Source organism: Methylomonas fluvii (assembly GCF_014850975.1).
Lineage (GTDB): Bacteria > Pseudomonadota > Gammaproteobacteria > Methylococcales > Methylomonadaceae > Methylomonas > Methylomonas fluvii.
In genome coordinates this window covers 1,430,401-1,456,373 of record NZ_JACXST010000003.1, presented here as the reverse complement: position 1 = coordinate 1,456,373, position 25,973 = coordinate 1,430,401, and the positions used below count along the sequence as shown (strand labels likewise).

At 52.0% G+C, this 25,973-nt stretch carries 29 protein-coding genes; 18 read left to right on the top strand and 11 right to left on the bottom strand.

Annotated features, from left to right (window positions below):
• The first annotated feature begins 108 nt into the window (after nt 1–108).
• From EBB_RS24235 to EBB_RS24225, 3 genes are read left to right on the top strand one after another with little or no spacing between them, the layout of a single operon-like run.
• Entirely contained in the window at nt 109–2,415 is a 2,307-nt protein-coding gene (locus EBB_RS24235; RefSeq protein ID WP_192396199.1) for a DNA translocase FtsK, read from the top strand.
• Between the two features lie 5 nt (nt 2,416–2,420).
• Complete coding sequence (locus tag EBB_RS24230) at nt 2,421–2,615, top strand: hypothetical protein (protein ID WP_192396198.1); 195 nt, start codon at nt 2,421–2,423, stop codon at nt 2,613–2,615.
• Between the two features lie 15 nt (nt 2,616–2,630).
• Nucleotides 2,631–2,891, top strand: coding sequence for a SemiSWEET transporter (locus EBB_RS24225; protein ID WP_225587739.1), 261 nt, complete (start codon nt 2,631–2,633; stop codon nt 2,889–2,891).
• A gap of 14 nt (nt 2,892–2,905) precedes the next feature.
• On the opposite strand, the gene EBB_RS24220 is transcribed toward EBB_RS24225, so the two are convergent.
• On the bottom strand, nt 2,906–3,097 hold the full coding sequence (locus tag EBB_RS24220; protein ID WP_192396197.1) for a hypothetical protein: 192 nt from the start codon (nt 3,095–3,097) through the stop codon (nt 2,906–2,908).
• A 98-nt stretch (nt 3,098–3,195) separates the two neighbouring features.
• Between EBB_RS24220 and cobO the strand changes: the two genes are divergently transcribed.
• The 8 genes from cobO (at nt 3,196) to EBB_RS24180 (ending at nt 8,183) form a co-directional block, all read left to right on the top strand.
• Complete coding sequence (cobO, locus tag EBB_RS24215) at nt 3,196–3,732, top strand: cob(I)yrinic acid a,c-diamide adenosyltransferase (RefSeq protein ID WP_192396196.1); 537 nt, start codon at nt 3,196–3,198, stop codon at nt 3,730–3,732.
• Nucleotides 3,733–3,794: 62 nt separating this feature from the next.
• Nucleotides 3,795–4,202 carry a ketosteroid isomerase-related protein gene (locus EBB_RS24210; protein ID WP_033155416.1) on the top strand — a complete coding sequence of 136 codons (408 nt, stop codon included), beginning with the start codon at nt 3,795–3,797 and terminating at the stop codon, nt 4,200–4,202.
• Between the two features lie 106 nt (nt 4,203–4,308).
• Entirely contained in the window at nt 4,309–4,671 is a 363-nt protein-coding gene (locus EBB_RS24205; RefSeq protein ID WP_192396195.1) for a hypothetical protein, read from the top strand.
• Nucleotides 4,672–5,027: 356 nt separating this feature from the next.
• A complete protein-coding gene (locus EBB_RS24200; RefSeq protein WP_192396194.1) occupies nt 5,028–5,348 on the top strand; it encodes a cold shock domain-containing protein in 321 nt (106 codons plus the stop codon).
• Between the two features lie 67 nt (nt 5,349–5,415).
• A complete protein-coding gene (locus EBB_RS24195; protein ID WP_192396193.1) occupies nt 5,416–6,051 on the top strand; it encodes a DedA family protein in 636 nt (211 codons plus the stop codon).
• 18 nt (nt 6,052–6,069) lie between these two features.
• A complete protein-coding gene (locus EBB_RS24190; protein ID WP_192396192.1) occupies nt 6,070–7,140 on the top strand; it encodes an AI-2E family transporter in 1,071 nt (356 codons plus the stop codon).
• 8 nt (nt 7,141–7,148) lie between these two features.
• The gene (locus tag EBB_RS24185) at nt 7,149–7,922 is read left to right on the top strand and encodes a DUF3530 family protein (protein ID WP_225587864.1); all 774 of its coding nucleotides are present in this window, start codon (nt 7,149–7,151) and stop codon (nt 7,920–7,922) included.
• 24 nt (nt 7,923–7,946) lie between these two features.
• Nucleotides 7,947–8,183, top strand: a complete 237-nt coding sequence (locus tag EBB_RS24180; protein ID WP_192396190.1) for a TIGR02647 family protein — start codon at nt 7,947–7,949, stop codon at nt 8,181–8,183.
• 7 nt (nt 8,184–8,190) lie between these two features.
• Here the strand turns inward: EBB_RS24180 and EBB_RS24175 are convergent, their stop codons facing one another.
• Nucleotides 8,191–8,556 (bottom strand): DUF6164 family protein, encoded by a 366-nt coding sequence (locus EBB_RS24175; RefSeq protein WP_192396189.1) that lies wholly within the window; start codon nt 8,554–8,556, stop codon nt 8,191–8,193.
• 75 nt (nt 8,557–8,631) lie between these two features.
• On the opposite strand from EBB_RS24175, the gene EBB_RS24170 reads away from it, so the two are divergent.
• Nucleotides 8,632–10,335: a fused response regulator/phosphatase gene (locus tag EBB_RS24170; RefSeq protein WP_192396188.1), complete on the top strand. Its 1,704-nt coding sequence runs from the start codon at nt 8,632–8,634 to the stop codon at nt 10,333–10,335.
• Nucleotides 10,336–10,340: 5 nt separating this feature from the next.
• Here EBB_RS24170 and mutM read toward each other — a convergent pair whose 3' ends face one another.
• The 4 genes from mutM to EBB_RS24150 are packed head-to-tail and all read right to left on the bottom strand — an operon-like array spanning nt 10,341 to nt 13,460.
• Nucleotides 10,341–11,156, bottom strand: a complete 816-nt coding sequence (gene mutM, locus EBB_RS24165; RefSeq protein ID WP_192396187.1) for a bifunctional DNA-formamidopyrimidine glycosylase/DNA-(apurinic or apyrimidinic site) lyase — start codon at nt 11,154–11,156, stop codon at nt 10,341–10,343.
• Between the two features lie 7 nt (nt 11,157–11,163).
• Nucleotides 11,164–11,787, bottom strand: a complete 624-nt coding sequence (gene hflD / locus EBB_RS24160) for a high frequency lysogenization protein HflD (protein WP_192396186.1) — start codon at nt 11,785–11,787, stop codon at nt 11,164–11,166.
• A gap of 1 nt (nt 11,788) precedes the next feature.
• Entirely contained in the window at nt 11,789–12,226 is a 438-nt protein-coding gene (locus tag EBB_RS24155) for a rhodanese-like domain-containing protein (protein ID WP_192396185.1), read from the bottom strand.
• A 28-nt stretch (nt 12,227–12,254) separates the two neighbouring features.
• Complete coding sequence (locus EBB_RS24150) at nt 12,255–13,460, bottom strand: EAL and HDOD domain-containing protein (RefSeq protein ID WP_192396184.1); 1,206 nt, start codon at nt 13,458–13,460, stop codon at nt 12,255–12,257.
• A gap of 120 nt (nt 13,461–13,580) precedes the next feature.
• Here EBB_RS24150 and EBB_RS24145 point away from each other — a divergent pair, with 120 nt between their 5' ends.
• From EBB_RS24145 to EBB_RS24135, 3 genes are read left to right on the top strand one after another with little or no spacing between them, the layout of a single operon-like run.
• Nucleotides 13,581–13,790 carry a heavy-metal-associated domain-containing protein gene (locus EBB_RS24145; RefSeq protein ID WP_192396183.1) on the top strand — a complete coding sequence of 70 codons (210 nt, stop codon included), beginning with the start codon at nt 13,581–13,583 and terminating at the stop codon, nt 13,788–13,790.
• A 55-nt stretch (nt 13,791–13,845) separates the two neighbouring features.
• Nucleotides 13,846–16,095: a heavy metal translocating P-type ATPase gene (locus EBB_RS24140; protein ID WP_192396182.1), complete on the top strand. Its 2,250-nt coding sequence runs from the start codon at nt 13,846–13,848 to the stop codon at nt 16,093–16,095.
• A 9-nt stretch (nt 16,096–16,104) separates the two neighbouring features.
• Nucleotides 16,105–16,662: a Uma2 family endonuclease gene (locus tag EBB_RS24135; RefSeq protein ID WP_192396181.1), complete on the top strand. Its 558-nt coding sequence runs from the start codon at nt 16,105–16,107 to the stop codon at nt 16,660–16,662.
• 44 nt (nt 16,663–16,706) lie between these two features.
• Here the strand turns inward: EBB_RS24135 and EBB_RS24130 are convergent, their stop codons facing one another.
• The 4 genes from EBB_RS24130 to EBB_RS24115 are packed head-to-tail and all read right to left on the bottom strand — an operon-like array spanning nt 16,707 to nt 20,907.
• Complete coding sequence (locus EBB_RS24130; RefSeq protein WP_192396180.1) at nt 16,707–18,323, bottom strand: methyl-accepting chemotaxis protein; 1,617 nt, start codon at nt 18,321–18,323, stop codon at nt 16,707–16,709.
• Nucleotides 18,324–18,338: 15 nt separating this feature from the next.
• The gene (locus tag EBB_RS24125) at nt 18,339–18,920 is read right to left on the bottom strand and encodes a hypothetical protein (RefSeq protein WP_192396179.1); all 582 of its coding nucleotides are present in this window, start codon (nt 18,918–18,920) and stop codon (nt 18,339–18,341) included.
• Nucleotides 18,921–18,931: 11 nt separating this feature from the next.
• Complete coding sequence (locus tag EBB_RS24120; RefSeq protein ID WP_192396178.1) at nt 18,932–19,438, bottom strand: cytochrome c3 family protein; 507 nt, start codon at nt 19,436–19,438, stop codon at nt 18,932–18,934.
• A 2-nt stretch (nt 19,439–19,440) separates the two neighbouring features.
• The gene (locus EBB_RS24115; RefSeq protein WP_192396177.1) at nt 19,441–20,907 is read right to left on the bottom strand and encodes a hypothetical protein; all 1,467 of its coding nucleotides are present in this window, start codon (nt 20,905–20,907) and stop codon (nt 19,441–19,443) included.
• 371 nt (nt 20,908–21,278) lie between these two features.
• Between EBB_RS24115 and EBB_RS24110 the strand changes: the two genes are divergently transcribed.
• The 3 genes from EBB_RS24110 (at nt 21,279) to lpxB (ending at nt 24,540) form a co-directional block, all read left to right on the top strand.
• Complete coding sequence (locus tag EBB_RS24110) at nt 21,279–22,217, top strand: Gfo/Idh/MocA family protein (protein ID WP_192396176.1); 939 nt, start codon at nt 21,279–21,281, stop codon at nt 22,215–22,217.
• 12 nt (nt 22,218–22,229) lie between these two features.
• Nucleotides 22,230–23,327 (top strand): DegT/DnrJ/EryC1/StrS family aminotransferase, encoded by a 1,098-nt coding sequence (locus EBB_RS24105; protein ID WP_192396175.1) that lies wholly within the window; start codon nt 22,230–22,232, stop codon nt 23,325–23,327.
• 61 nt (nt 23,328–23,388) lie between these two features.
• Nucleotides 23,389–24,540 (top strand): lipid-A-disaccharide synthase, encoded by a 1,152-nt coding sequence (gene lpxB, locus EBB_RS24100; protein WP_192396174.1) that lies wholly within the window; start codon nt 23,389–23,391, stop codon nt 24,538–24,540.
• A gap of 71 nt (nt 24,541–24,611) precedes the next feature.
• On the opposite strand, the gene tgt is transcribed toward lpxB, so the two are convergent.
• Nucleotides 24,612–25,721, bottom strand: a complete 1,110-nt coding sequence (gene tgt, locus EBB_RS24095; RefSeq protein ID WP_192396173.1) for a tRNA guanosine(34) transglycosylase Tgt — start codon at nt 25,719–25,721, stop codon at nt 24,612–24,614.
• Between the last annotated feature and the right edge of the window lie 252 nt (nt 25,722–25,973).

Genomic DNA, 25,973 nt, shown 5'->3' with positions numbered 1-25,973 from the left:
CCGATTTACCAACGGGTTTTTAAAGGCGTGGCCGGTTAAGCTAATGTTAAATCGATTTACTTCATCTATAATCATGTTTTGTGACGCTTTTATTGTGAGCCGACAACTATGGTTGCTGTTGTGGAAGAGAGAGCCGCGCGAGGCTATCGCGAAATTGCATTACTCGGTCTTTCGAGTTGTGCGCTGTTTTTTTTAATTGCCCTAGTCACATTTAATTCCAACGATCCGGGTTGGAGTCATAGCACTTCCTACCAATCTATCGGCAATGCCTGCGGATTGTTCGGCGCCTGGCTGGCGGATTTTGCGCTGAGCTTCCTGGGTTTGATGGCCTACCTGATCCCGATTGTGATTTTTTGGTATGGCTACATGCTTTATCAAGGTTCGAATCAGCCGCGGGGCAACCAATGGCTGATGGTGGCGCGCTCGGGCGGTTTTATCGCCACGATGATTTCCGGTTCGGCGATTTTGTTCATGCATTTGCATTTTCTACGCACTAAGATGGATTTGCCGGAGAGCCCCGGCGGTATTTTGGGCCGGGAAGTCGGCGACGCCTTGGTGCATCTGTTAGGCAATTCCGGCTCAACCTTGCTGTTGCTAGCCATTTTTATGACCGGCGTTACCTTGTTCACCGGTTTGTCCTGGCTAATGGTGATGACCTTGATCGGCAAATGCGCGATGACGGCTTGCTCGGTCGTGGGCCGGCAAGCGGTTGCCGCGCCGGAACGCTACCGATCCGAAAGAGCCGTGCGCCCCGAGACGGTGAAGGACGCCAAAAAGCCACGCAATCAGCCCGAAACCAAAGCCGAGGAACGCGCTAAAAAGCCGCAGATTCAAGTGTTGGAAACCGCGCAAGCTTCGGCGGCCGCCGCGGTTAGGCCTCTGCGCCGAAAAGACAGCAAGCCGGTCGACGACATGGAGCCCGGTGCTTATATCAACGCCTTGCCCACCTTGTCTTTGCTGGACAAGCGTGAAATCAAAGTGAAACGCTATTCCAAACTTGAGCTGGAAGAAATTTCCCGCCAAGTCGAGGACGTATTGCAGGATTACGGTATCGCCGCCGAAGTGGAAGCGGTATTGCCGGGACCGGTGATTACGCGTTTCGAATTGCGTCTGGCGGCCGGTGTGAAAGTCAGCCGTATCAGCAGCCTGGCCAAGGACTTGGCGCGCGGCCTGTCGGTGACCAGCGTGCGTATCGTCGAGATTATCGAGGGCAAATCGGTGATTGGTTTGGAGATTCCCAACCAAGAGCGGGAAATGGTTTCGCTACGCGATTTGCTGGTGTCGGACGAATTCGAGCGGGCTAAATCCAAGCTCAGCATTGCGATGGGCAAGGACATTTCCGGAACGCCGGTGGTGGCCGATCTCGGCAAAATGCCGCATGCGCTGGTGGCCGGTACCACGGGTTCCGGTAAATCGGTGGCCATCAACACCATGATTCTGAGCTTGCTGTACAAGGCCAAGCCCGAAGATGTGCGAATGATCATGATAGACCCGAAAATGCTGGAGTTGTCGGTGTACGAAGGCATTCCGCATTTGCTGACGCCGGTCGTTACCGATATGAAAGACGCCCAAAACGCCTTGCGTTGGGCCGTGGCGGAAATGGAGCGCCGCTACAAATTGATGTCCAAGGTTGGTGTGCGAAATCTGGCCGGTTATAACCAGGCGGTCAGGGAAGCGGAAGCGGCCGGTCAGCCGATTCGCGATCCTTTATTCCGGTCGGAAACGCCGGTAGCCCTGGAAGATTATCCGCTGCTGGACACGCTGCCCAGCATCGTCATCGTCATCGACGAGTTGGCCGACATGATGATGGTGGTCGGTAAAAAGGTCGAGGAACTGATCGCCCGTCTGGCGCAAAAAGCCCGTGCCGCCGGTATTCACTTGGTATTGGCGACGCAACGGCCATCGGTGGACGTGTTGACCGGCTTGATCAAAGCCAACGTACCCACGCGGATTTCCTTCCAGGTGTCGTCGCGGATCGATTCCCGGACCATTATCGACCAAGGCGGGGCGGAAGCCTTGCTGGGTAACGGCGACATGTTGTTCCTGCCGTCCGGCACCAGTATCCCGTTGCGCGCTCATGGTGCGTTTGTGGACGACCATGAAGTGCATCGCGTAGTGGAGTTTTTGAAGAAAACCGGTCCGACCAATTATTTGGACGAAATCACCCAGGAACGTACCGATAGTGGCGAAGTCGCCGGTTTGGATAGCGAGGACAGCGAGTCCGATGCGTTGTACGACGAAGCCGTGGCGTTTGTCACCGAATCGCGCAAAGCGTCCATCTCCAGCGTGCAACGCCGCTTCAAGATCGGTTACAACCGCGCGGCGCGCATCATAGAGGACATGGAAAACGCCGGCGTGGTCAGCATGCCGGAAACCAATGGCTCCCGCGAGGTACTGGCGCCACCGCCGCGGTAATTGGGATGAGTATTGTCATTATTGCTTTGCTGGTCATCGCAACTGTTTCGGGCTTAGGTGGCTGGTGGTACAGCTCGAAACAGACCCTGGAAACGCCGGTCAGGATAATGTTGTTCGTTGGTTATTTTTGGCTGTTGGCTTTCGCGCAATTCCTACTGATAGCCCTGAGTTATTTTGGCTGGCAGCGACTTGCAAACTGATTTTTCGGCATAATTATGATCCCCGACCTGATCGGCTATTTGGCGGCAACCTTGACGACCGCCTCTTTTCTGCCGCAAGCAATCAAAACCTTCAAAACCCGCGATACGGAGTCCTTATCGCTAGGCATGTACAGCATGTTTACGTTAGGGGTGTTGCTTTGGTTAATTTATGGTATCTATTTGCTGAACATAGCGATCATAGTGGCCAACGCCATTACCTTTTTGCTGGCAGCGGCTATTTTGGGCTTTAAAATTCACAATCTGCTGCGTAAATGAAAATGCCGTATCAGTCATGTCTTCCAGAGCTTCCAGCCATATCGAAATAAAAGCCAAAACTCCGCCGCCAATGACAGCAGTGCTTTCATGGAGAAAATTCGCCCGAATACCGGGGTTTCGAAGTCTGTTTTTGGGAGCACCGGTTTGTTTAACTTTGGTTTTTCTGCTTTGCGCCAGCGGGCTCCCTTTACCTGATAGATTGTCATACCCCATTCTTGCTTCTGTCTCTTAGCGGCTACTAAGTTGTTACAATGCCCGGCCAACTGAACAAGCGGCTGCTAAATCGGCCAGAGAAGCATAATTAATGAAAACCAGAGATAGAAGGCACGGTGTCGTACTGGTACACACCGGCGAAGGTAAGGGAAAGTCCTCAAGTGCGTTTGGCATGGTATTCCGCGCCGCCGGTTGGGGCATGAAAGTCTGTGTGATTCAATTTATCAAAGGCCAATGGCAAACCGGTGAGCAACGCGCTGCGACGCGATTCGAAGAAATCGAATGGCACGCTTTGGGTGACGGTTTTACCTGGGATACCAAAAATCCGGAGCAGGATATAAAAACCAGCCGGGAGATTTGGGAGTTTGCCCAACAAAAAATTCTCTCCGAAGAATTTGATTTGGTGATCCTCGACGAAATCAATTACTGCTGCGGCTATGGTTGGATAAGTGGTCAGGAAATCGCCGATTTTATTAAAAACGACAAACCGGCCTGGCTGCATCTGGTAATGACCGGCCGGAATGCGGCGCCGGAAGTGATTGAAGCTGCCGACACGGTCACCGAGATGACCCGAATCAAACATGCTTTTGCCGCCGGCATCAAAGCCGAGCAGGGCGTCGAATTTTAAGCTGAAAAAAAACCGGTCTTCTGGCAGAATTGCCGGTTTTTAATCTAGGCATCAAGACCACTATGCAACAAGCAAAAAAACTTATCGAACAGTACTATCAAGCATTCAACAGCGGCGACATGGATACCTTTCTGAGCTTGTTGACCGACGATGTGGTACATGACATTAACCAGGGCGATCGCGAGCAAGGCAAGGCCGCTTTTGCTGAGTTCATGAAAAAAATGAATCACCACTACAAAGAACAGTTGGTGGATATGGTGATCATGGCTAACGAAGATGGCACGCGCGGTGCGGCCGAATTTGTGGTGTTGGGCGAATACCTGAACACCGACGAAGGCCTGCCGGAAGCCAATGGTCAAACCTATCGTTTGCCGGCCGGCGCGTTTTTCGACATCCGTGACGGTAAAGTAGCGCGCATCACCAACTATTACAACTTGGGCGATTGGATCGCACAGGTGGATCCGCAGTAAGGCTTTTGTCTGGCGCATTGCCGATACCGGTCAATTGGCATAGAATCCGAAGGGTGACAATTCGGATTCGCCGAAAAAAATAACTACAAAACAGAGGAGAGCAATAATGGGTGAAACACAGAAATTGATGATCGCTGTCGTGGGGGTGTTTGTAGCCGGTTTTATCATGGTGGGCGTTAGCAAGGATCAATCCAACGAGGAAAAAGAGGCAGCTTCGCAAATTCGTACGCTGGTGGCTATGCAGGAAATGGCTACGCAAAAATGTCCTAAATTGATCGAAAACAAAACCGGAACTCAGGTTTATTTTCCGTCCAAAACCGATACGGACAAAACCACCTATGTCACGATGGAATGGGTAGGCGAGAAAGACTCCAACTTCAAAACCGCATCCTGCACCTTGCATTTGGCATTGGGAGGCGTCTCGAAGCTGATTATTGATGACAAGGTTTTGATTGATAAGAAATTTTAATTAGAGGCGGCGTTTTGCGCGATAGCTGGAAACGTCGTCTTGTCTCCAATCGGATCGGTTAGCGGTGAAAGCTATCGTTAGCCGATTTGTCAGTGTTTTTCTGAATATCGACGCCGGGTGTGGTCGTCGTCTTCTTCGCAAATTAACCATCCAAACAAAACCGGCAATACCGTCGACCGTGTGCCTGTCACGTTGGCAGGTAAAACAGCTAACGCATCATAGGAGGGGATGTTAGGTTCGCCGGGAATCGCAAAGTCAGGTGGCGTAATCGATCAGAAGCGCGCAGGCCGGGTTTGATGTTTTCGGGATGTTTCAGACTAAATACACAAAAATAATAATTAACTAGAGGTGAAAAGATGGCGGATACGACCATCCTGAAAGGTGTTTTAAAAACCTGGAAAGACGATAGAGGTTTTGGCTTTATTCAGCCGGATAACGGCGACAAAGATATTTTTGTACATATTTCCTCTTTAAAAGGCATGGCCCGCCGTCCGGTACGCGGCGATGTGTTGTTTTATGAAGTCGCCCGCGACACCGGCGGTAAATTAAAAGCCGTGAATGCCCGCATCGAAGGCGTGGCTTACGAGCAAAAATCCGCCAAGCCTAAACTGTGGTTGTGGCTGCTGGCGTTGGTGCTTGGTTTGGTAAGCGCAGCGGTAGCGGCTTATTTTTTATAACGCGCCGAAAAGCTGTCATTGGTAGCAGATACTATTGACCGAGATTTTTTAACCAAAAGAGCAAAACATGGACTGGCTACACTATTTAACCGACATTCTGCTGCACATCGATAAACATTTGGCCAATATCATCAGCGACTACGGCACGCTGACCTATGCCATTTTGTTTTTGGTTATTTTTGTCGAGACCGGTTTCGTAGTAATGCCGTTTTTGCCCGGTGACTCCCTGTTATTTGCCGCCGGTGCCTTCGTGGCGATGGATGCTTTCAATTTGCCGATATTGCTCGGCGTCTTGGGGGCGGCGGCGGTGCTGGGTGATACCGTCAACTATTGGATAGGCCGCAGCATTGGTCTGCGCGCTTATTCGCTGAGTTGGGTAAACCGTGAACATCTTGACCGCGCCCAGGCGTTTTACGATACCTACGGCGGCAAAACTATCGTATTGGCTCGCTTTGTGCCTATCGTTCGCACTTTTGCACCGTTCGTGGCCGGGATAGGGAAAATGCCTTACAGCACTTTCATTTTGTATAACATTATCGGCGGAGTGGCATGGGTGTTGATCTGCGTGTTTGCCGGCTATTTCTTCGGCAATATTCCGCTGGTGAAGAAGAACTTTGAGTTAGTAGTGTTAGGCATCGTGCTGATTTCGATCTTGCCGATAGTCCTGGAAGTTTGGAAAGCCCGTAAACAAGCCAAGCACTAAGGTCGCATGATGGTAGAGATGAACGATTCGCAAAAATGGTTTGTACTGGCATTTATATTGGCGTTCGGCGGCCTGTTGTATGTATTGGCGCCGGTGCTGATGCCTTTTGCGTTTGCGGCCATTCTCGCCTACCTAGGCGATCCGGTCGTGGATAGGTTGGAAACTTTGCAATTCCGCGGTTGGCGTTTAAATCGGACGCTGGCGGTCGTGGTGGTTTTTTCCGGCATCATTTTTTCGATAGCGGCGTTGTTGATCGTCATCATTCCTGCCCTGGAATATCAAATCAGCGAATTCATCGACAAACTGCCGTCTTATTTAAACTGGATAAACAAATCGGTCGTGCCGGTTTTGCAAAAATATCTGGGACGCACGATTAGACCGTTGCGCGAAGATCAATTGATTAATCTGATCAAGAGTCATTGGCAAGACGGCGACGGCGTTGCCGAGAACCTGATTCAATCGGTCTCCCATTCCGGTGCGGTGATCGTTGGTTGGGTGATGAATCTGGTCTTGATTCCGGTAATTACCTTCTATTTACTGCGCGATTGGGACGATTTGGTGGCGCGGATTCACGATTTGTTTCCACGTCGCTTTGCCGGGACCGTCGCCAAACTGGCTAGCGAAGCCGACGTGGTGTTGGGTGCTTTCATGCGTGGCCAGTTTTATGTGATGCTGGCGTTGGGCGTGATATACAGCGTCGGCTTGTGGTTGGTGGATCTGGAGTTGGCCTTGGTGATAGGTATGCTGGCCGGCTTGGTCAGTTTCGTACCGTATATGGGCGCCATCACCGGTATCGTCTTTGCCTGTATCGCAGCCTTGCTGCAATTTCAGGATGCGATGCATTTGCTGCCGGTGTTGATGGTTTTTGCGGTGGGGCAGAGTATGGAAGGCATGCTGTTGACGCCGTGGTTGGTCGGAAACAAAATCGGTTTACACCCGGTAGCAGTGATGTTTGCCGTGCTGGCTGGTGGACAACTGTTTGGGTTTTTAGGCGTCTTGTTGGCCTTGCCGGTGGCGTCGGTGATTATGGTGCTGTTGCGGCATATCCATGAGCGTTATACCTTCAGCGGTTTTTACAGCAAGGGTTAGTGTTTGCTATGCGCAATGCGTCGTTATTCACGGCATTATTGCTAGTTTCGACATCGGTGTTTGCGACCGATAGCCGCAGAGAGCAGGACTTTGCGACAGCCATTCAGCAACAATTGTCCATGGGGCAGGCGATTTGGTTAAAATCCGCCGACAAAACATTTCTGGCGATCTTCACGGAAGCCGAAAAGACCGACAATAGCCAGGTGGCAATCGTACTGCACGATATGGGCGAACATCCCGATGCCAAGCCCTTGATCCATCGCTTGCGAACCACGTTGCCGATGCATAATTGGGCTACGCTTGCCTTACAAATGCCTGTCAGGGAAAGCGGCGCGCAGGCTGAAGACTATTACCCGCTGTTCGAAGAAGCACATGGACGCATTGATGCGGCTGTGGAGCATCTGCTGAAAAACGATGCGAAACATATCGCGATTGTCGGCTACGGCATGGGCGCTTTGATGGCCGCATCCCGCCTAGCCGATAAACCCAATGACGTGGCGGCGCTGGTATCGATTAGTTTGCCGTTGCCGCCAACGACCGCAACACAGGCGCAAAGCCTCGATTTGATTAAAAAAGTGCAATTGCCTTTTTTGGATGTGTATGCCGAGTTTGATTTAGCGGCAGTGCTCGATAGCGCCCGGCAACGGCGTATGGCCGGCAAGGATAATCCGGTGTATCGGCAGATAAAAATGGATGGCGAGGATCACGGCTATCAACAAGATTACGATTTGCTTGTAAAGCGCGTATACAGTTGGCTGACCACGACGGTCAGCGAAGATTAATAATTATTACAAAGGGTGTAACACATGCTTTTAACCGACGAATTGGTCGCGGAAATTAAATTTTTATCCTTGTTCAATCTGGAGTCCGTACAAGAAGGTGTCAAGGTGCATGGCAATGCCGAGCCGGTATTGATTGCGGCGGCGCAACGTCTGTTCGACAAAGGTTTGGTCACTCAACATGACGGCGGGTATTTGACCGACCTGGGTATAGAAGTGGCGGAACACGCCCAGCGGATGCTGACGATATTGCTGTCTAACTAACAACGATTCAGAGGCCCAGTTCAAACAACCATTTCAAGGACACGTAAAAAATCAGGGCAATGACCAGGCTATAGCCGAGAAATCGGATGGGTTTGTTCAGATTGTGGCGGAAAAAGCCCTGGTGTTCGCCTTGCGCCTTTAATTGCCGGTAAAGTGCGCGTTGGTTTATGGCGCGTTCTTGTTGGTATTCGTTGAATAATTGTCTGGCTTTATCGATGTCATCGTGTTGATAAAGCCAGATAGCCGGCATGGAAATGCCCCAGTTGCCTGCTGACGTTTCGTAAAATTCAATATCGTTGTCGGCCAGTAACTGTCGAACATCGTCCGCTTCGTCCGTGGGTACGCCTCTTAGCGAGAAAAATAAAATCGTCATAGCCAGCCGCATGGTGTTAGAAGCGCAGATTATAAATCAATAAGCGTTAATAGAGAGCCGAGCACTATCTTCAGAATGAATCATCCCAGCCCATTTCCACTGCCTGCTCAAACCTCTGTTGTTTTGCTGGAGGATGCTGGAGCAAACCCAAGTGCGGATAGTTTGCAGGGCGCGCTGCGCGCGCAGGATTTTCGCTGCGCGGTAGCGTCGAGTGCGGAAGAGGTGACGGAGCTGCTGACAAATGCGCCGGTGGATTTACTGATTATTGCCTGTCGAGATTGGCCTTGGCGGCAGGTAGCCGATATGCGCGATGCAGTGTATTCTTACTTACCCATCATACTGATTGCCGATGATTTAACCGACACGCTGCTGGACCATTGCGCCGCGGTTGAGATCGACGCAGTCATTTGTCGACCGGTCAATCAGCATTTATTGATGTTAAAAATACGGTCGTCGTTAAAACTGCGCATGTTGTATCAACACGAGCACGCGCAAAAAACGCAGTTGCTCGACTATTGGCAGATATCCGACCTGGAACATGAAGTCGCGGCCAAACTGTTCAACGATGTGTTAAAAGCCGACTTTCTGGAAACTGAAGCCGTGGAAGTGGTGATGTCGCCTATGGCCTTGTTTAATGGCGATTTGGTGTTGGTTGCCAAAACGCCGGAAAATCATTTGCATGTGCTGTTGGGCGATTTTACCGGCCACGGTTTGTCGGCATCGATAGCGGCCACGCCGCTGGCCGATATTTTCTATGGCATGACGCGGAAAGGTTTCGATATTAACGAAATCGTTACCGAGATTAACGCCAAACTGTATCGGATGTTGCCGATTAACCGCTTTTTGGCGGCGTCGGTGGTGGCGCTGTATCCCGAGTCGTCGTCGATGAAAAGCATTACCTGCGGGCTGCCAGAGCATTTTTTAGTCAATCATGCCGACAACAGTTTTTTGGCGATACGCTCTTTGAATATTCCGCTGGGTATTCAGCCTTCGATTGACATCGAAGAACAACTGCATCGGGTAAGCGAGAGCCAGCGTTTATATTTGCTCACAGACGGTATTTTTGAGGCGGAAAATGCCGAAGGCGAGCTTTTCGGCGGGGAACGCATTCTTAAGGCTATCCGGCAAAGTAAATCCGACGACATCAAAAACTTGCAGGCCAGCCTAGAGGCTCACACTGGTGGTGCGATTCAGAAAGATGACAATACCCTGGTTATATTGAGCTGTGCGGTCGATAGCGTACCCTGGGGGCGTCGAGAAGTGCGGCCGCCCCGGCAGCGGATTGCCGCGACGGCCTGGAAGCAGGTGATGGAGTTTGACATCGATAGTTTGCGCCTGATCAATCCGGTGCCGGTTATGGTCAACACCGTCATGGAAATCCAGGGTTTACAGAATTATCGCCAGGATATTTTCATGATAGTCAGTGAATTGTTCGCGAATGCGCTGGACCATGGCGTGTTGGGCTTGGATTCCGCTTTGAAGAGCAGTCCGGAGGGCTTTATGCGCTTTTACGCGATGAAGGATGAGCGCTTGCAACAGCTCCAGCGCGGCAGAATCCGCTTATCTTTTATCCATCACGCGACCGAGTGCGGTGGTCGCTTGATCGTTAAAGTCCTCGATAGCGGCAATGGCTTCGATTGGCGGCGGCGCAGCCGCGTGCAGAAATGTGATGAGGCCTACTGCGGTCGCGGCATTATCATGTTGGAGACTTTATGCAGCAGTCTGGTTTATCACGGTTGCGGCAATCGGGTAACCGCCGTTTTCGATTGGCAGCATTAACGGGTTTAGCGTTGGCAATTGCCGCAATAGTAGCTGGCGCGTTGCCCAATTTTGAGTTGCTGAATCGGTTCCTCGCAGCGCAGACAGGCTTGTCCGCCACGACCGTACACATTTAAAGATTGTTTGAAATAACCGGGTTTGCCCTCGGCATTGCTGAAGTCGCGCAATGTGGTGCCGCCTTTATCGATGGCTTGTTGTAATACGGTTTTGATTGCCGTCACCAAGGCTTCGCACGCCGATGTATCCAGTTCTCCGGCGGAGCGCATCGGTTTGACGCCTGCTAAGAACAAGGCTTCACTGGCATAAATATTGCCTACCCCCACCACGACATGGCTGTCCATAATCAAGGATTTGATCGGTACGGCGCGGTTTGCCGCGCGCTGCCGCAAATAGTTGGCATCGAATGCCGTCGAGAGCGGTTCAGGCCCCAGCGTCGCCAGCAAGGGATGTAACATCGGGTCTTCGGCAGTCCATAAGGCCGCGCCGAATCTGCGCTGATCGTTAAAGCGCAGTACCGTATCGTCGGCAAAAATGAAGTCGATGTGGTCGTGCTTGCGAACGGCTTGCTCGGGCGTGGTGATGCGCAAATTCCCCGACATGCCCAGATGCAGGATCAGCGTACCGCGCCCCGTGCCGAGCAATAAATATTTACCGCGCCGTTCGACAGCGTCCAGGCGTTGGCCCGGCAAATCGGTAGTCAGGGACTCAGGAACCGGCCAACGCAACTGCGGATGACGCACAATCACGGCTTTAAAGGTTTTGCCGGTAATATGCGGCGCTATGCCGCGCCGACTGGTTTCGACCTCGGGTAATTCCGGCATGATTGCGTCAGATTTGGGTGAGTAAAAACTGGGCTTCGTCCTGGATTTTTTTACGGAAGAACAATAACTTCCAACGGCTACCACCGCATTGCCGCCACAATAAAGTGGCGCGTATGCCAGCCAACAGCAGGGCGCGTATTTTATTTACAGTGCTTGGGTTGCCCAGATATTGCTGATCGCCTTGCACCATGATCCGCGGCTGCAGAGTACTGATTGTGTTGTGATACACATCGGCCAGATTGGCCAGCACATTTTCATGCAGCACGCCGAAATGTTCGGCTTGAGCTTGCGCCTTGCTGATGCCGGCCTGTATGGTTTTTTGCATGTCCGGCTGTTTGTTCAACTGCTTTTGCAAATAGACAATCTGTGCCGCGTATCGGGCCTGTTCCGGACTGGCCAGCACTCGGCTGCCGAGTTGGGTCGTGAGTTGTTGTAAGCCGTGTTCGATACCGATCAAACCACCGTACACATCGATCACGCTGTCCGCGTCTATTTTCAGCAAACTAGCGATGCTGGCTTCCAGCGCGGCGTTTGGGCAAGTGCCGGTGCCGGCAAGCTGATGTACCAAGGAGCAGGCCTGGGCGATGCCGGCTAGCGCGATGGTTTGGTTACTGAGCGTTTTCAGGGACATATTACTTACAGGCTTTAGTCAAACAATCGGCTTTAACCGGGTGGCCGTTTTTAATCCATGACTGGATACCGTTGGATAAATGATAAACATTTTTCATGCCCAACTGCTCGGTGAGGATTTGGCCGATCTTGCCGCTCCGGTTTCCGGAACGGCAGACCAAAATAACCGGTTGCTCGGGTGACGATTTCAGTTTTTCTAAATCGGCTAACCATTTTTCCTGGTCGAAGTGGCCGTTGCCGTCAAAGGATTCCAGTTTTTGGCTGTTGGCGATGACACCGGTCGCTTGCCATTCCGGCGCAGTACGCACATCCACGACCAGCGCATTGTGGTTTTGCTGCATATTTATTAGTTGTTCCGCCGTTATTTTGCCGAGTTCGGTGGCGTAAAGAGGGGTGGCGAACAGACAGGCTAGCCAGAATAAAGTCAATCTCAGTGTCATGGTGATGTCGGTATTTTAGGTAAATGGCTTAAGCGGCCAAGAAAGGTAATATGCGGGTCGCCCACCAATCTATGCTCTCCAGATAAATATTGGCGATGCGCTCGGGACTAATCTCGCGAAAGGTGGTAAGTCCGGGCTCCCAACGCTCGTAGGCGATGCAGAATTGTAACGCTTCCCCGGCCTTGCCGCGATAATTCAAAACCGCGTTATCAATATCTTCCGCCAGCGGCAATTGCTCCATTACTTTGGTTACCGGTATGTCGAGCAGGCTGTCCAGTCCGGAAAGCATGCCAATCAAAAAATAATGTTCCTGATCGTCCTTAAGTTCGCGCGCGATCAGTTCGCACATTTTGGCGCGGATCAACACGTTCTGCAGCACCGAGGATGATTTTTCCGACATGGACGATAAGGTCAGAATGTTCACCCAGCGTTTGATCTCGATCAGTCCCAGGCAAGCTATGGCGTGCTGAATGGATTCGATTTTTTGCGGCAGGCCAAAAAACGCGGAATTTAAATAATGAAGCAATTTAAAACTCATCCCGACGTCTTGCGAGATAATCTTGCCGATTTCCGCAAAACTGGCGTCCGCCTTGTTCACGGCCGACAGTAATTGGATGGCGGCGGTTTGGCTGACGCCCAGCCGTTTACCTTCCACAATATTGGGTTTACTGAAGAAAAAGCCTTGAAACAGCTCGCAGCCCCACTCGCGCAAGGTTTCAAACTCCTGATGCGTTTCGACTTTTTCCGCGAGCAATTTGAGTTTATAGGGTTTTAGCTGTTCAATCAGTTGCCGGGTGCCGTCCAGGCCGTCCGCCATCACATCCAGCTTGATAATGTCGGCAAACTCCAGCAACGGCAGCCACTCCGGCGACAAGACGAAGTCGTCCAGCGCGATGGTATAGCCCAGTTGCGATAATTCTTTCAGGTTGGCGACAATGTTGTCATCGATGGCAACGCTTTCCAACACTTCAATGACGATGCGCTCTTTAGGTAAATGCAGCGGCGTTTTATCGAGTATGTTTTGCGTGGTGAAATTAATGAAGGCTTTGTGGGGGCCAACCAGTTCGTTCAGGCCGATTTCCAGCAGCGTATCGGTAATAACTTGATTTGTGGCGTTGGCGGCACCATCTTTCAAACTGAGATCGAAATCTTTACCCCTGAATAAAATCTCGTAGGCGAAAGTGTCCAGATGGCGGTCCAGTATTTGCTGTCGGCCAATCAGAAAATCTGTCATTTATTTACGGGCTCCCGATCATTGCACTATCATGCGAATAGGTCGCGCCTTATACCATGTTCAAACAGTTTAAGTCGAGAATGGCCGGCCAGTCTTAATTTCAATCATAAGGAGATCAACATGTCCGAATCAGCAACGTTAACAGTAAGCGGTATGAAATGCGGCGGTTGCGAGAGCAGCATCGTCAGTAAAGTATCGGCGATTGCCGGCGTGGTAACGGTGCAGGCCTCGCATAAAGACAAACGGGTCGAGGTCGAATTTGATCCGGCGCAAACCGACTTGGATGAAATCGAAGACGTTATCGTCGACGCCGGTTTCAAGGTCGAATAAAACCGCATCGGCGTTTGCCTACGGATCAACACGATATTGCTCGGGAATCCTCATCATGACTTTAGATCAATCGACTAATCAGCAGCAGGAAATACGCCTTTCCATACTCGGCATGCGTTGCGCCGGTTGCGTTAGCGCGGTGGAAACAGCCTTGCAATCGGTGCCGGGGGTTGCGTCCGTCGCCGTCAATTTTGCCGACCACTCTGCCACCGTCGGCGGTGATCCCGATCATCAAGCCATGAAGCAGGCCTTAAAATCAGCCGGCTACGATGCGGCGGTGATGGAAGGGTTGGAAGACCCGAGCGAAGAGGAAAAGCAAGAAGAAGAGCGTTATCGCGATTTGCTGCGCAAGGCTGGAGTGGCCGGTGTATTGGGTCTGCCTTTGATGCTGGGCGCACATCTCGACTGGTTCCCAGTGATGGGCAGTGCAGCCGGCACGGTGTTTTGGTCCGAGGTGGCCTTGCTAACGTTGGCGGTAATGTTTTATTCCGGCGGGCATTTTTTTCATAGTGCACTGAAATTGCTGCTCGTTAAGCAAGCCAATATGGACACCCTGATCGCACTGGGTACCGGCTCGGCGTGGTTGTATTCGTGTATTGTTATCGATTATTCCAGTCAGCTGCCTTCGCTGTCCGCGCATGCATACTTCGAGGCCTCGGCAGTGATTTTGGCGTTTATCAATCTGGGCAGTGCGCTGGAAACTCGAGCGCGGGGTAAAACCTCGGCGGCGATACGCGCATTGATTGGTTTGCAACCCCGCACCGCTCGGGTGGTGCGCGAGGGCCAAGAGATTGATATTCCTATCGAACAAGTTGGTCTGGGCGAAACCTTACGGGTTAGACCTGGTGAAAAAATCGCCGTGGACGGGGTGGTATTGGAAGGCCACTCGACTATCGACGAATCCATGCTCACCGGCGAATCGATGCCGGTTGAGAAAATGGAAGGCGCCAGCGTCGCCGCCGGTACCATCAATCAGCAAGGCAGTTTTTTATTCAGCGCGACGCGCATCGGCCGCGATACGGCTTTGGCGCAGATTATTCAAAGTGTGCGGCAAGCGCAGAACAGTAAACCGGCGATTGCCAAACTGGCCGACAAGATTTCCGCGGTCTTTGTCCCCATCGTGGTGGTTATTTCCGTTTTGACTTTTCTAATCTGGCTAAGCATTGGTCCCGATCCGGCTATGGGTTACGCATTTGTTACGTCCATGACGGTATTGGTGATCGCTTGTCCGTGTGCGTTGGGTTTGGCGACGCCGATTTCGGTGATGGTCGCGGTCGGCCGTGCCGCGCAAATCGGCATATTGATACGCAAGGGCGAAGCCTTACAAAGCGCGGGCAAGCTGACTTGTCTGATTTTGGATAAGACCGGCACCGTCACCGCCGGTAAGCCCAGTCTGGCTGAAGTGATCGCTTTTGGAGATGTCGACGAAGCTCAGGTGTTGCAGTATGCCGCCAGTCTGGAATCGGGCTCCGAACATCCCTTGGCCGCAGCGATACTGGCGGCCGCCGAACAAAAACAGCTTAAGTTGGAGAAGGTCAGAAAATTTCAGGCAGTGGCCGGGCATGGTATCGTCGGCCGAATTGCGGATCGGCAATGCCTGTTCGGCAATGCCGCGTTGCTGGTGGAGCATGGCATCGACGATAGTAAGCATCGCGATAAAATGGCCGAGTTGGCGTCAAAAGGTCAGACACCGATGTTTTTGGCGGTGGAAAATTCGGTGGTTGGCATTGTCTCTGTGGCCGATCCGATTAAACCCGATTCCGCGGCCGCGGTACGGCAATTACGGCAACAAGGTATTCGCGTGCTGATGGTGACGGGCGACAACGAGATCACCGCACGAGCCATCGCCGCGCAAGCCGGAATCAGCGAAGTCCGAGCGCAAGTCTTGCCGCAAGACAAAGCGGCCGTAGTCGAGGCTTTGCAACAGCAAGGCGAAATTGTCGGCATGGTCGGCGACGGTATCAACGACGCGCCAGCTCTGGCGCAGGCCGATGTCGGTTTTGCGATCGGTACCGGTACTGATGTGGCTATCGAAAGCGCCGACATCGTGTTGTTGCAAGGCTCGTTGTTAAAAGTATCCGAGGCGATGGCGCTGTCGAAATTGACCGTTGCCAATATCAAGCAAAATCTATTAGGGGCGTTTTTTTATAACACCATCGGCATTCCGGTTGCCGCCGGTTTGCTGTATCCGTTATTTGGCTTGTTACTTAACCCGATGATAGCTGGCGCGGCGATGGCTATGTCATCGGTCACGGTCGTCAGCAACGCCAACCGTTTGCGCTGGATTAAATTGGATGTTCAGTAGGAGCTAAGAATGAATAGCGTACCTAAATTGTCGGTACAAACCTTCAGTGTCGCCGACTATACGGGATGGCCGGACGACGAACGCTGGGAGTTAATTGACGGCGTTCCTTACAACATGAGTCCTGCGCCGAGTATCAAGCACCAAAATGTGGTGATGACTATTGCCGCGAAGTTAAAAGCCGAGTTGAAAGGTAAGCCCTGCAAACCTTTCATAGCACCCGTGGACGTTATTCTCTCCGAACATGACGTCGTGCAACCGGATTTGTTAGTGGTCTGCGCCCTGGAAAAAATCGGCGAAAAAGCCATACACGGTGCGCCGGATTTGGTGGTAGAGGTTTTATCCCCCAGCACGGCGCTGAAGGATATGCGTGAAAAGAAAGCGCTCTACGAGCGTGCCGGTGTGAGGGAGTATGTGGTGATCGACCCGTTGGAAAATTATGTGCAACGTTTTTTTCTGGGCGCGGACGGCCGCTATGCCAATGCCGACGTTTTTGGGGTTGAGGAAGATTTGCCCCTGTTGAGTTTGCCGGAGTTGATTCTGCCCTTGGCGGAGGTATTTGAGTTGTAACGCGCTATGGGCTTGCAGCCAAACCAAATAGCGCGCTGGGTTGCTTACAGTTTGAACTGGGAAATCGTGGTATGTAAATTACCGGCGATTTTTTGCAAATGATGGGCTTCTTGCGCGGTTTGCTCGGCGTCCTTCGAGTTGTTGATGGTGACGTCATTAATTGAATTGATGTTTTGATTAATGTGCTCGACGACGATTTTTTGTTCTTTTACCGCGTCGGAAATATGCGTGTTCATCGTGGAAATTTGCGCCACCATGCTTGAGATATTATCCAGCAACTCGCCGGTACTTTCGATGACTTCAACGGTCTCCTTTGCCTGATTTCGGCTTTCCGACATGGCTTTCACCGCTTCCCGCGAGCCTTGCTGTAAGCGTTCTATCATCGCTTGAATTTCATGCGTGGAATCCTGGGTTCGGCTGGCCAGTGTCCGCACCTCGTCCGCCACTACCGCAAAACCACGGCCTTGTTCGCCGGCTCTGGCGGCCTCAATGGCGGCATTGAGCGCCAATAAATTGGTCTGGTCGGCGATGCTCTGAATCACATCCAGCACCGAGCTGACATTCACGCAGTTTTGCTCGACATTACCGATTACGGTGCTGGCCCTGTCGATATTGTTAGACAGCGCATGAATAGATTGCACGGTATTGGTCACCACCGCCTTGCCATTGTTGGCGGCCACGCTGCTTTTCTGCGCCGTTTGGGCGGCGTTAGCGGTGTTGTTGGACACTTCGGTCACTGTCGCGGATAGTTCCGTTACCGTCGCCGCGACCTGGTCCGTGCCCATCTGCTGTTTCAAAATATCCTCTTGCACCCGCTCGGACATTTGGCTTAAGCGGTTCGAGGCAGTGTTTAATTGATCGGATTCCTTCGCCACTTGCCGCATCAAGCTGTGTAACACGCTTAAAAATTCGTTGAACTGGGTAACGATAATGCCGACTTCGTCGCTGCCTTCGTGCGGAATGCGCCGTGTCAAATCGCCGCCGCCCTGTCTGAGCAGATACAGCGATTTTTGCAGCGCGGTCAATGGCGGTTCTATTTTGAAATAAAGCATGCTCAAACAGACCATCACAAACAGTAGCAACCCGATGGAAAACGCAATGCGCGATAGGCTGTAATCGTGCAAGGACGAACTTAATTGTTGCTTGGCGAGTGCAAGCTCCCTGTCAAGTTGTTCAGTAATTCTGATTAATTCTTCGGTCAGCGTAGCGGCTGTATCGTCAAGACCGGAGACCGGCGCTTTCATGGTGACGGTGCCTGCTTCGGTTCCCAACTTAATATAATCCCACGCCATCTTTACGCCGGCATCGTGCATTAATTGAATTTCCCGTTTCAATGTTTCGACTTGCGCGCGTAATGCCGGGTGAGATTGTTCGGCTTTGTCCAGATTTAAAAATGCAGCGTCCAGGTTTTCTTTGGCTTCGGCAAAGCCGCCGTCATCATGCGTGGCGCCGACGTCGGTCAGAAATTGTTGAATCTGCACTACATGAAAACGCACATGAGACAAATAATCTGAGGTGTTTTGTTTCTGAGTGGCTGCCTGCAAGTTTTCATCTATGGATTGAAACGCGTGCCACAGAGACAACACAAACAATAGATTGGCAAATGCCAAGGCGGAAGCAATTAAGATCAGTGAAGATTTGATCGAGGTATTTTTAAACATGAGATTTGATGATAATTATTTTTCAAGTTTTTCTAAATCAGTCACCAACGCCGCCATTGCCGAAACGGCATGGTGCTGAGCTTCTGACAGCGCGTCGCCGTTGTTTAAGGCGTACAAACCGATCTGCCGGTTGAGTTCGGCAATCAAACGTGCGCGGTGGTCGCGGCGACTGCGTAGTTTGGCAACCATATTCGAGAACGACACCGCCAAATCCTGTAGCTGATCGTGTTCCCGCAAATGTGTGACGGTATCGAGCTTGCCGTCGCCGACCTCTTGACAGAGTGTTTCGAAGCGATATAAGGGGCCGGCGATTTTGTGCGAGGCGTAGAGTACAGAGCTCACGGCGATGCCGCCTGCAATTAAAATGGCCACCAAGTTGCCGATCAAAATCGATACACCCAGGCGTTCCGCCGCATTAACGATATTGGCGTGCGCCGATTGGGATTGGGCTTGCAGATCGCCGCCGGTCATCCAATAAATCAGTAGGGCCGAACATAATCCGGCCAGTAATATCAGTGCAAAAGCGCCGAGGATGAAACGGCCTTGAAAATCCTTTTTGATAAAAATTTGGCGACGTTTGGTAACGGTATTGTTCATTTTCAGGAACCTTAGTTGACGTTGTGACAAGTTAAACAGAGCTCGCCGTCGCTGTTGTTACGGCGGAGTAAAAAGCTTTTTTTCAGCCTTTCGGCGTTCATCAGTTTATCCATGAAACTGTGGCTGGCTTGCGGCCGGTCGCTATCCAGCTTGCCGTGCGTGTAGTGGCAGGTCAGACAGGTAATGTCGTTTTCCTCGTTAAGCGGCAAGTCGGCGGGTACCGGAAAGTCGATATTCAAGCCCACTTTGTGGCCTTGGTTGGGATTATGGCACGAGGAGCACATGGCTACGCCGTCCTTGCTAAAGGTGGCTTGATCGGCTGTTATGTTTTTGCTGTGTAAAATGCCGTCCTCTTTGATTTCCGGCGTCGTGGTATGGCAATTACTGCACCCCGCTTGCGGCGATTGCTTGGAAATAAGGTGCGGATTGTCGTCGGCGGTATGTGCGCCGCTGACGAACAATAACAAAAGTGCGCCGGTGCCACCGGCCAATAAGTATTTGTATGGGAGCTTGTTCATAGTTAAAAAGACATGACGATTTGGGCTATGCCCAGTTTTCTGTCGAAATAACGCTCGGCTGTTTCCGTGCCCAACGAATCGTTGTATTCAAATTTGACCCGCAAATGATCGCTAAATTTATAGTTAAAGCCCAGGCTAAGCATGGAAATGTCGTTGATTGCCACGGTGCTGCCATCGAAGTCCAGGCCAAGGTCTTGCGAAGGCTGCCAGCGGCTGTAGCGGGCGAACGCCACGATCGGCTGTTTGCTTAGGCTTTCCAAATCCACGGTCAGCGTGGAGTGGTAGCCCACTTGGTGGCCCTTGCCGAACGGGTTGGTGTTTGGATCGGGGATGATGACAGGCAAGGGGTTACCATCCACGTCTTGTTCCAAAAACACCTGTTGATGTGCGTTCAGCAGCATGAATTCGTTTTGTAAACGCCACATGCCGTAGCCGATACTCAGATCCGCGCCGTAAACGGTATTACGGATGCGGTTTTCGCCATCGAACTCGCTCAGATGGGAGACACCTATTTCAATACCTTCCGGATTGGCGTTGTGGATCTTGTAGGTATTTTGTCCCATAGCCAAGCCGACCCGGCCGCCGACGGTATGGCCGTCGTTGGCGTACAGCGCGTCAGTCCAGAATACCGAGTAGTTGAATATATCCCAGGCCCCGTAGGAACGAATACCGTCGGCATTGTAGCCGCCCAGTTGCATGCGGGAGGTGGTCAACGGCGCGGTAACGGTGATGCGGTCCTTGTTGGCGAAGTTTTGGTAATCGTTGCCGAACGGTAAGTCGAAGCGGCCGGCCTGGATGTGCAGACCTTTGTTATTGAAAATCCGGCCACGCGGCGGGATACGATCGTTAAACATATGGTAGTCGACTAGTGCGACGGCGATACCGGCCATCGTGCTGCCGCCACTCAACGCGCCGGGGCCGCTGTTACCGCAGAATACCGCACCGGGCGCACCATAGTCGGCGTTGGATGAGTTGCCGCATAACACTAAAGCCGAGCTGGCACCGAAATGGTCATCATGTACATAGTCCAGGTCCAGTTCCACCGAGCCAACGCTGAAAGTTTGATCCGTGGAATTCCCGGTTTTGGCGTTGATGTCGAAAAAGCCGCTCATTTGCAGGCCGTTGGCTTCGGCCGCTTCTTTTAAGGCAGTAATTTTTTTGTCCAGAGCCTGGAGTTTGGTGTCCACGGTTGGCTCAGGTTTGCCGTTCGCAGCAGTTTTTACCGGTGCCGGAGCTGGTTCGCCGGCCTTAGCGACTGCCGGGCTTGGCGTTGCCGCTATAGCACTGCTTCTTTCTTGTTCCAGTTGTTTGATACGGGCTTCCAGTTGTTCGATTTTCTGGTCTTTTTCCTTCAGCACGCCTTGCACAATCTGGCGGATATGTTCGTCTTCCGCAGCGGTTGCATGCGCGTTGGCGTGGGCTGCCAGGCTGAGCAGGGCGATAGCTATTCGCTGGTTTCTTAGGTGCATATCTGTCTCTGGGTGTAAGCTTAGGACTACATTTGTTTCAGAATCTTCGTATCCAGGCAAGGTTAGTTGCTTTTGTTGGCATTTCAAGTTGAAGTATGTGGCTGGCCTTATTCACCCGGCCCTATTTATTCCCGGTGCCACGTTCGGGCTGAGTTCGTCAAAGCCTGGGGTGGTTTGTCTTTCGATAGACTCACTACCCACAAGGGCACAAAGGCGAATGGTATTTGAGGGCCGGGTTAATCATTCGCCGATCCGTTTGTGAATGATGGTGCAGCTTATTCAACACAGAATCTGATGTTACAATGAACGGTTTTATGCCCGGCGCGCGTCTGTCAATGGCTGGGAAACCGCGAATCAAGCTTAGGTCGTTTATGAATAAACTGAAATGTGCCGTGATAGGTGCCGGATATTTAGGAAAATTTCATGCGGAAAAATACGCATCGTTAAAGGATTGCGAGTTGGTGGCGGTGGTTGACATCAATGCCGAGGCGGCGCAACAAGTTGCCGAAAAAAACGGCGCTCAAGCTTTGACGGATTACCATGAATTACTCGGCAAAGTCGATGCGGTTAGCGTTGTGGTGCCCACCAGCTACCATCACAGCGTCTCCAAAGACTTTCTGAATGCCGGTGCGCATGTGTTGGTGGAAAAGCCGATCACCGTTACCGTGGAAGAAGCCGACGAACTGATTGCGATTGCCAAGGAAAAAAACGTCATTCTGCAGGTCGGACATTTGGAACGATTTAATCCGGCCGTGCGCGGTTTGGAGAAAATGGAAGACAAACCGCTGTTCATCGAATCGCATCGCTTGTCGCCGTTTAATCCGCGCGCCAACGACGTTAGCGTCGTACTGGATTTGATGATTCACGACATCGACATCATCATGGCTCTGGTCGATTCGGAAGTGGAAAAAATCGACGCCAGTGGTACCGCAGTGTTGACCCAAGGCACCGATATCGCCAACGCCCGCATTACCTTCAAGAACGGTTGCGTAGCGAATGTCACCGCCAGCCGCATCAGCATGAAAATGGAACGCAAGATGCGCATGTTCCGCCCTTGTTCGTACATCTCGGTAGACTTTCAGAACCGGGTTTTGATCAAACATAAGACCGGCGATAAAGAAATGTTTCCGGGCATCCCGGAAATCGTCACCGAGGAATCGGTATTTGAAAGCGGCGACGCCTTGCTCGATGAAATTAAACATTTTGTCAATTGCATCAAGACCGGCGAAAATCCGTTGGTTCCCGGCGAAGCAGGCCGTAAAGCCCTGGCTACCGCGATAGAAATCACTAAATTTTTAATCCATCGATAAAGGGCTGACACTATGATCCCCATGGTCAATCTGCAAGCGCAGTATGCGGAAATTCAAGATGAAATCGTCGGCGGTTTCACCGAAACCCTTAACAACTGCGCGTTTATCCTGGGGCCGAATGTACAGGCGTTCGAGAAAGAAGCCGCTGCCTATCTGGGCGTTAAACATGCCATCGGCTGCGCGTCGGGTACCGATGCATTGCATTTAGCCTTACTGGCCGAAGGCATAGGTGCCGGTGACGAAGTCATTACCAGCGCGTTTACCTTTATCGCCACCGCCGAAGCGATCAAATATGTCGGCGCCAAACCGGTGTTTGTCGACATCGATCCGGGCACGTTCAATATCACTCCGGAAAATATCGAAAAAGCCATTACGGCCAAAACCAAGGCGGTGATGCCGGTGCATTTATTCGGCCAACCCGCCGATTTGCCGGCGATTAAAGCGATTTGCGATAAGCATGGTTTGAAACTAATCGAAGACTGCGCGCAATCCTTCGGTGCCACCGTCTACAACAAGCAAACCGGCAGTTTCGGCAATGCAGCCGGTTTTAGTTTCTTTCCCAGTAAGAACCTGGGCTGCTTCGGTGACGGCGGTTTAGTGACGACCGATTCCGACGCGACCGCCGCCAAGATCAAGCAATACCGCAATCACGGGTCGGACGTCCGCTACTACCACGACGTGATAGGCTACAACAGCCGACTGGACGAGCTACAGGCGGTAGTATTGCGCGCCAAATTAAAACGCATCGATCAATACAACTCAGCTCGTCGCCATGCAGCGCATTTGTATTCTGATCTGATGGCCGATTTGCCGTTGACTACGCCGTATGAAGACGGCATTGGTGTGCATGTCTATCATCAATACACCTTGTTGTCTGACCGCCGCGACGAGGTGATGGCAGCCTTGCAAGCGCAGAAGATTGGCTGCGCCGTCTACTATCCGGTACCGCTGCATCAACAGAATGTGTTTAAAGAAGAGTGTGCCGGCCTTTCCCTGCCGGTTACTGAGTCAGTTGCGGCGCGTTGCTTCTCTTTACCGATTTGTTCCAATCTGAGCGACGATACCGTCAAGCAAATTGTCAGCGTGATTCGCGGCGTTTTCCAAGCGTAAATTCCAAAACACGTTAATGTAGGGTGGGCTAAGTACAGCGTAGCCCACCAACTGTTCCCAAATGACCAATCAATCTGCCTACACGGTGCTGTTTAGCGCCGGCGAATCCTCCGGCGACCAACACGCCGCCAATATGTTTCTGGAGCTGAAAAAGCGCTGCCCGGCGATGCGCGGCATAGGCATGGGTTGCAGCAAAATGCGCCAGGCCGGTATCGACGTGCGCTACGATTCGGCCGGCATCGGCGTGATCGGTTTGGTGGAAATTTTGAAGCACTACGGCGAGATCCGCCGCGCATTGAACTTACTGAAACAAATCATTCGCGATGAAAAACCGGATTTACTGGTTTGCGTCGATTACAAGGAATTCAATTTAAGATTGGCGCGTTTTGCCAAGAGTCAGGGCGTAAAAGTGCTGTTTTACGTCAGCCCACAGGTTTGGGCCTGGCGGCCGGGCAGAGTGAAAACTTACGGCAAGGCCATCGACATGATGGCGGTGATTTTTCCGTTCGAGACCCGCTATTACGAAGCCGAAAATGTCCCGGTCCGTTATGTGGGCCATCCCTCGGTAGATAAGGTCCATCCGCAGCGCAGCCGGTCTGAGGATTTCGAGTTGTTCGGCCTGGACCCCAATCGGCCTGTCGTCGGCATACTTCCCGGCAGCCGAGGCAACGAGATCAAACGCATCCTGCCGGTGATGCTGGCGGCGGCGGCTATATTGGCGGCGCAGCGACCGGAATTGCAGTTTGTCTTGCCGCAAGCCGATTCGATCAGCGATGCGGCATTGGCCGCGCATTTCGGAAACACTTCGCTAGCCGTTAAGGTGATCAAACAGCAGCCTTATGATGTCATCCAATGCTGCGACGCGGTGATGACCACTTCCGGCACTGCTTCGCTGGAAATTGCCTTACTCGGCGTGCCGATGGTCATCGTTTACCGGCTGGCTGCGTTTAGCTATTGGCTGGGTAAGCGCTTGGTAAAAATCCCATTTATCGGGCTGCCGAATATCATTGCCGGCAAGGCCATTGTTAAGGAGTTGATCCAGGAACAACTGACCCCGGAAAGTTTGGCCGCCGAGATTCTGCAACTGTTGGGCGACGGCGAATATCGGCAGCGCTGTATTTCGGCGTTGCAGGCCGTCAAACACCAGCTTGGCGAGGGCGGCGGCTCAAAAAATATGGCGCAACTGGCCTTAGAGATGTTGGGCGGTGCCTAGCCGCTCAACACGGATAAAACATCCGGTGGCTTGCCGGCAAACCACCGTATTTTGATGCGTAACGGCTGCTTTTAAAGCGGTCCGCGGCTGTCGCGCTGGTCGTAAAACGCAGCAACAAATTCATCGAAAGTCTGTCCTTCAATGGCGTCCCGCAAACCTTGCATCAACTCCAAGTAGTAGTGCAGATTGTGGATGGTGTTGAGCCTGGAGCCCAGCATTTCCTTGCACTTGTCCAAGTGCTTTAGATAAGAGCGCGAGTAATTCCGGCAGGTGTAGCAACTGCAATCTTCGTCCAAGGGCCGCGTATCAAATTGGTATTGCTGGTTGCGGATTTTGATGACGCCGTGGCGGGTGAATAAATGACCGTTGCGGGCGTTGCGGGTCGGCATCACGCAGTCGAACATGTCGATGCCGCGCCTGACGCCTTCCACTAAATCTTCCGGGGTGCCGACGCCCATCAAGTAACGGGGTTTGTCCACCGGCATTTTCTGGTGGATCGCATCCAGCGTCGCTAGCATTTCGTGCTTGGGTTCGCCGACCGACAGGCCGCCGATGGCATAGCCGTCAAAGCCGATATTGGTCAGACCTGCTATCGATTCTTCGCGCAATTGCGGATACATACCGCCTTGCACGATGCCGAATAAAGCGGACGAGTTGCCTTCGTGCGCGCGCTTGCTGCGTTCCGCCCAACGCAAGGACAAGCGCATGGAGTCAGCGGCTTCTTGATAGGTGGCCGGGTATGGGGTACATTCGTCAAAAATCATCACGATATCCGAGCCGAGATCGCGCTGCACCTGCATCGATTCTTCCGGGCCCATGAAGATTTTGCTGCCGTTGACCGGCGATTTAAACGTCACACCTTGTTCGCTGATTTTGCGCAATGCACCTAGACTGAATACCTGAAAACCGCCGGAGTCGGTCAGAATAGGCTTTTGCCAGCGCATGAAGTCGTGTAGGTCACCGTGGGCTTTCATCACCTCCATACCGGGTCGCAGCAGCAAATGAAAGGTGTTGCCGAGAATGATTTGTGCGCCTAGCGCGTTTAAATCTTCCGGGGTTAGCGATTTTACCGTGCCGTAGGTGCCGACCGGCATGAAGATCGGTGTTTCCACCACGCCGCGGGCAAAAGTCAGTTGGCCGCGGCGGGCGTGACCATCGGTGGCTTTGAGTTTGAATTCCATGCAAATCCGGCAAATGAAAAAAGGCGGAATTATCGGTCCTTTTCGTTCCGCAAGCCAGAGGAGTTGTCGTTTTGAGTTCAATAAGCGAGAGTAGTGGCTTTTGTCCCCTGAGAAAACTTGTTGGTGTTGGATTGTGTTATAAATTTGAGGCACTAGCCGCAGCTTTTCTATCGAAATACCTAACGTTCGGAAATTCCGTTTATCATCGGGATATTGTTCATTTCACTATATAAGCTTGCAAAATTGATGAAT

Excerpts from the sequence above, each read along its gene's own strand:
- EBB_RS24115 (WP_192396177.1), bottom strand. The coding sequence starts at position 20,907 with ATGCACCTAAGAAACCAGCGAATAGCTATCGCCCTGCTCAGCCTGGCA.
- EBB_RS24140 (WP_192396182.1), top strand. The coding sequence starts at position 13,846 with ATGACTTTAGATCAATCGACTAATCAGCAGCAGGAAATACGCCTTTCC.
- EBB_RS24125 (WP_192396179.1), bottom strand. The coding sequence starts at position 18,920 with ATGAACAATACCGTTACCAAACGTCGCCAAATTTTTATCAAAAAGGAT.
- EBB_RS24180 (WP_192396190.1), top strand. The coding sequence starts at position 7,947 with ATGCTTTTAACCGACGAATTGGTCGCGGAAATTAAATTTTTATCCTTG.
- EBB_RS24235 (WP_192396199.1), top strand. The coding sequence starts at position 109 with ATGGTTGCTGTTGTGGAAGAGAGAGCCGCGCGAGGCTATCGCGAAATT.
- EBB_RS24145 (WP_192396183.1), top strand. The coding sequence starts at position 13,581 with ATGTCCGAATCAGCAACGTTAACAGTAAGCGGTATGAAATGCGGCGGT.
- EBB_RS24220 (WP_192396197.1), bottom strand. The coding sequence starts at position 3,097 with ATGACAATCTATCAGGTAAAGGGAGCCCGCTGGCGCAAAGCAGAAAAA.
- cobO (WP_192396196.1), top strand. The coding sequence starts at position 3,196 with ATGAAAACCAGAGATAGAAGGCACGGTGTCGTACTGGTACACACCGGC.
- EBB_RS24170 (WP_192396188.1), top strand. The coding sequence starts at position 8,632 with ATGAATCATCCCAGCCCATTTCCACTGCCTGCTCAAACCTCTGTTGTT.
- EBB_RS24210 (WP_033155416.1), top strand. The coding sequence starts at position 3,795 with ATGCAACAAGCAAAAAAACTTATCGAACAGTACTATCAAGCATTCAAC.
- EBB_RS24135 (WP_192396181.1), top strand. The coding sequence starts at position 16,105 with ATGAATAGCGTACCTAAATTGTCGGTACAAACCTTCAGTGTCGCCGAC.
- tgt (WP_192396173.1), bottom strand. The coding sequence starts at position 25,721 with ATGGAATTCAAACTCAAAGCCACCGATGGTCACGCCCGCCGCGGCCAA.
- EBB_RS24195 (WP_192396193.1), top strand. The coding sequence starts at position 5,416 with ATGGACTGGCTACACTATTTAACCGACATTCTGCTGCACATCGATAAA.
- lpxB (WP_192396174.1), top strand. The coding sequence starts at position 23,389 with ATGACCAATCAATCTGCCTACACGGTGCTGTTTAGCGCCGGCGAATCC.
- EBB_RS24230 (WP_192396198.1), top strand. The coding sequence starts at position 2,421 with ATGAGTATTGTCATTATTGCTTTGCTGGTCATCGCAACTGTTTCGGGC.
- EBB_RS24190 (WP_192396192.1), top strand. The coding sequence starts at position 6,070 with ATGAACGATTCGCAAAAATGGTTTGTACTGGCATTTATATTGGCGTTC.
- EBB_RS24155 (WP_192396185.1), bottom strand. The coding sequence starts at position 12,226 with ATGACACTGAGATTGACTTTATTCTGGCTAGCCTGTCTGTTCGCCACC.
- EBB_RS24205 (WP_192396195.1), top strand. The coding sequence starts at position 4,309 with ATGGGTGAAACACAGAAATTGATGATCGCTGTCGTGGGGGTGTTTGTA.
- EBB_RS24105 (WP_192396175.1), top strand. The coding sequence starts at position 22,230 with ATGATCCCCATGGTCAATCTGCAAGCGCAGTATGCGGAAATTCAAGAT.
- EBB_RS24120 (WP_192396178.1), bottom strand. The coding sequence starts at position 19,438 with ATGAACAAGCTCCCATACAAATACTTATTGGCCGGTGGCACCGGCGCA.
- EBB_RS24110 (WP_192396176.1), top strand. The coding sequence starts at position 21,279 with ATGAATAAACTGAAATGTGCCGTGATAGGTGCCGGATATTTAGGAAAA.
- EBB_RS24130 (WP_192396180.1), bottom strand. The coding sequence starts at position 18,323 with ATGTTTAAAAATACCTCGATCAAATCTTCACTGATCTTAATTGCTTCC.
- EBB_RS24200 (WP_192396194.1), top strand. The coding sequence starts at position 5,028 with ATGGCGGATACGACCATCCTGAAAGGTGTTTTAAAAACCTGGAAAGAC.
- EBB_RS24185 (WP_225587864.1), top strand. The coding sequence starts at position 7,149 with ATGCGCAATGCGTCGTTATTCACGGCATTATTGCTAGTTTCGACATCG.
- EBB_RS24225 (WP_225587739.1), top strand. The coding sequence starts at position 2,631 with ATGATCCCCGACCTGATCGGCTATTTGGCGGCAACCTTGACGACCGCC.
- EBB_RS24175 (WP_192396189.1), bottom strand. The coding sequence starts at position 8,556 with ATGACGATTTTATTTTTCTCGCTAAGAGGCGTACCCACGGACGAAGCG.
- mutM (WP_192396187.1), bottom strand. The coding sequence starts at position 11,156 with ATGCCGGAATTACCCGAGGTCGAAACCAGTCGGCGCGGCATAGCGCCG.
- EBB_RS24150 (WP_192396184.1), bottom strand. The coding sequence starts at position 13,460 with ATGACAGATTTTCTGATTGGCCGACAGCAAATACTGGACCGCCATCTG.
- hflD (WP_192396186.1), bottom strand. The coding sequence starts at position 11,787 with ATGTCCCTGAAAACGCTCAGTAACCAAACCATCGCGCTAGCCGGCATC.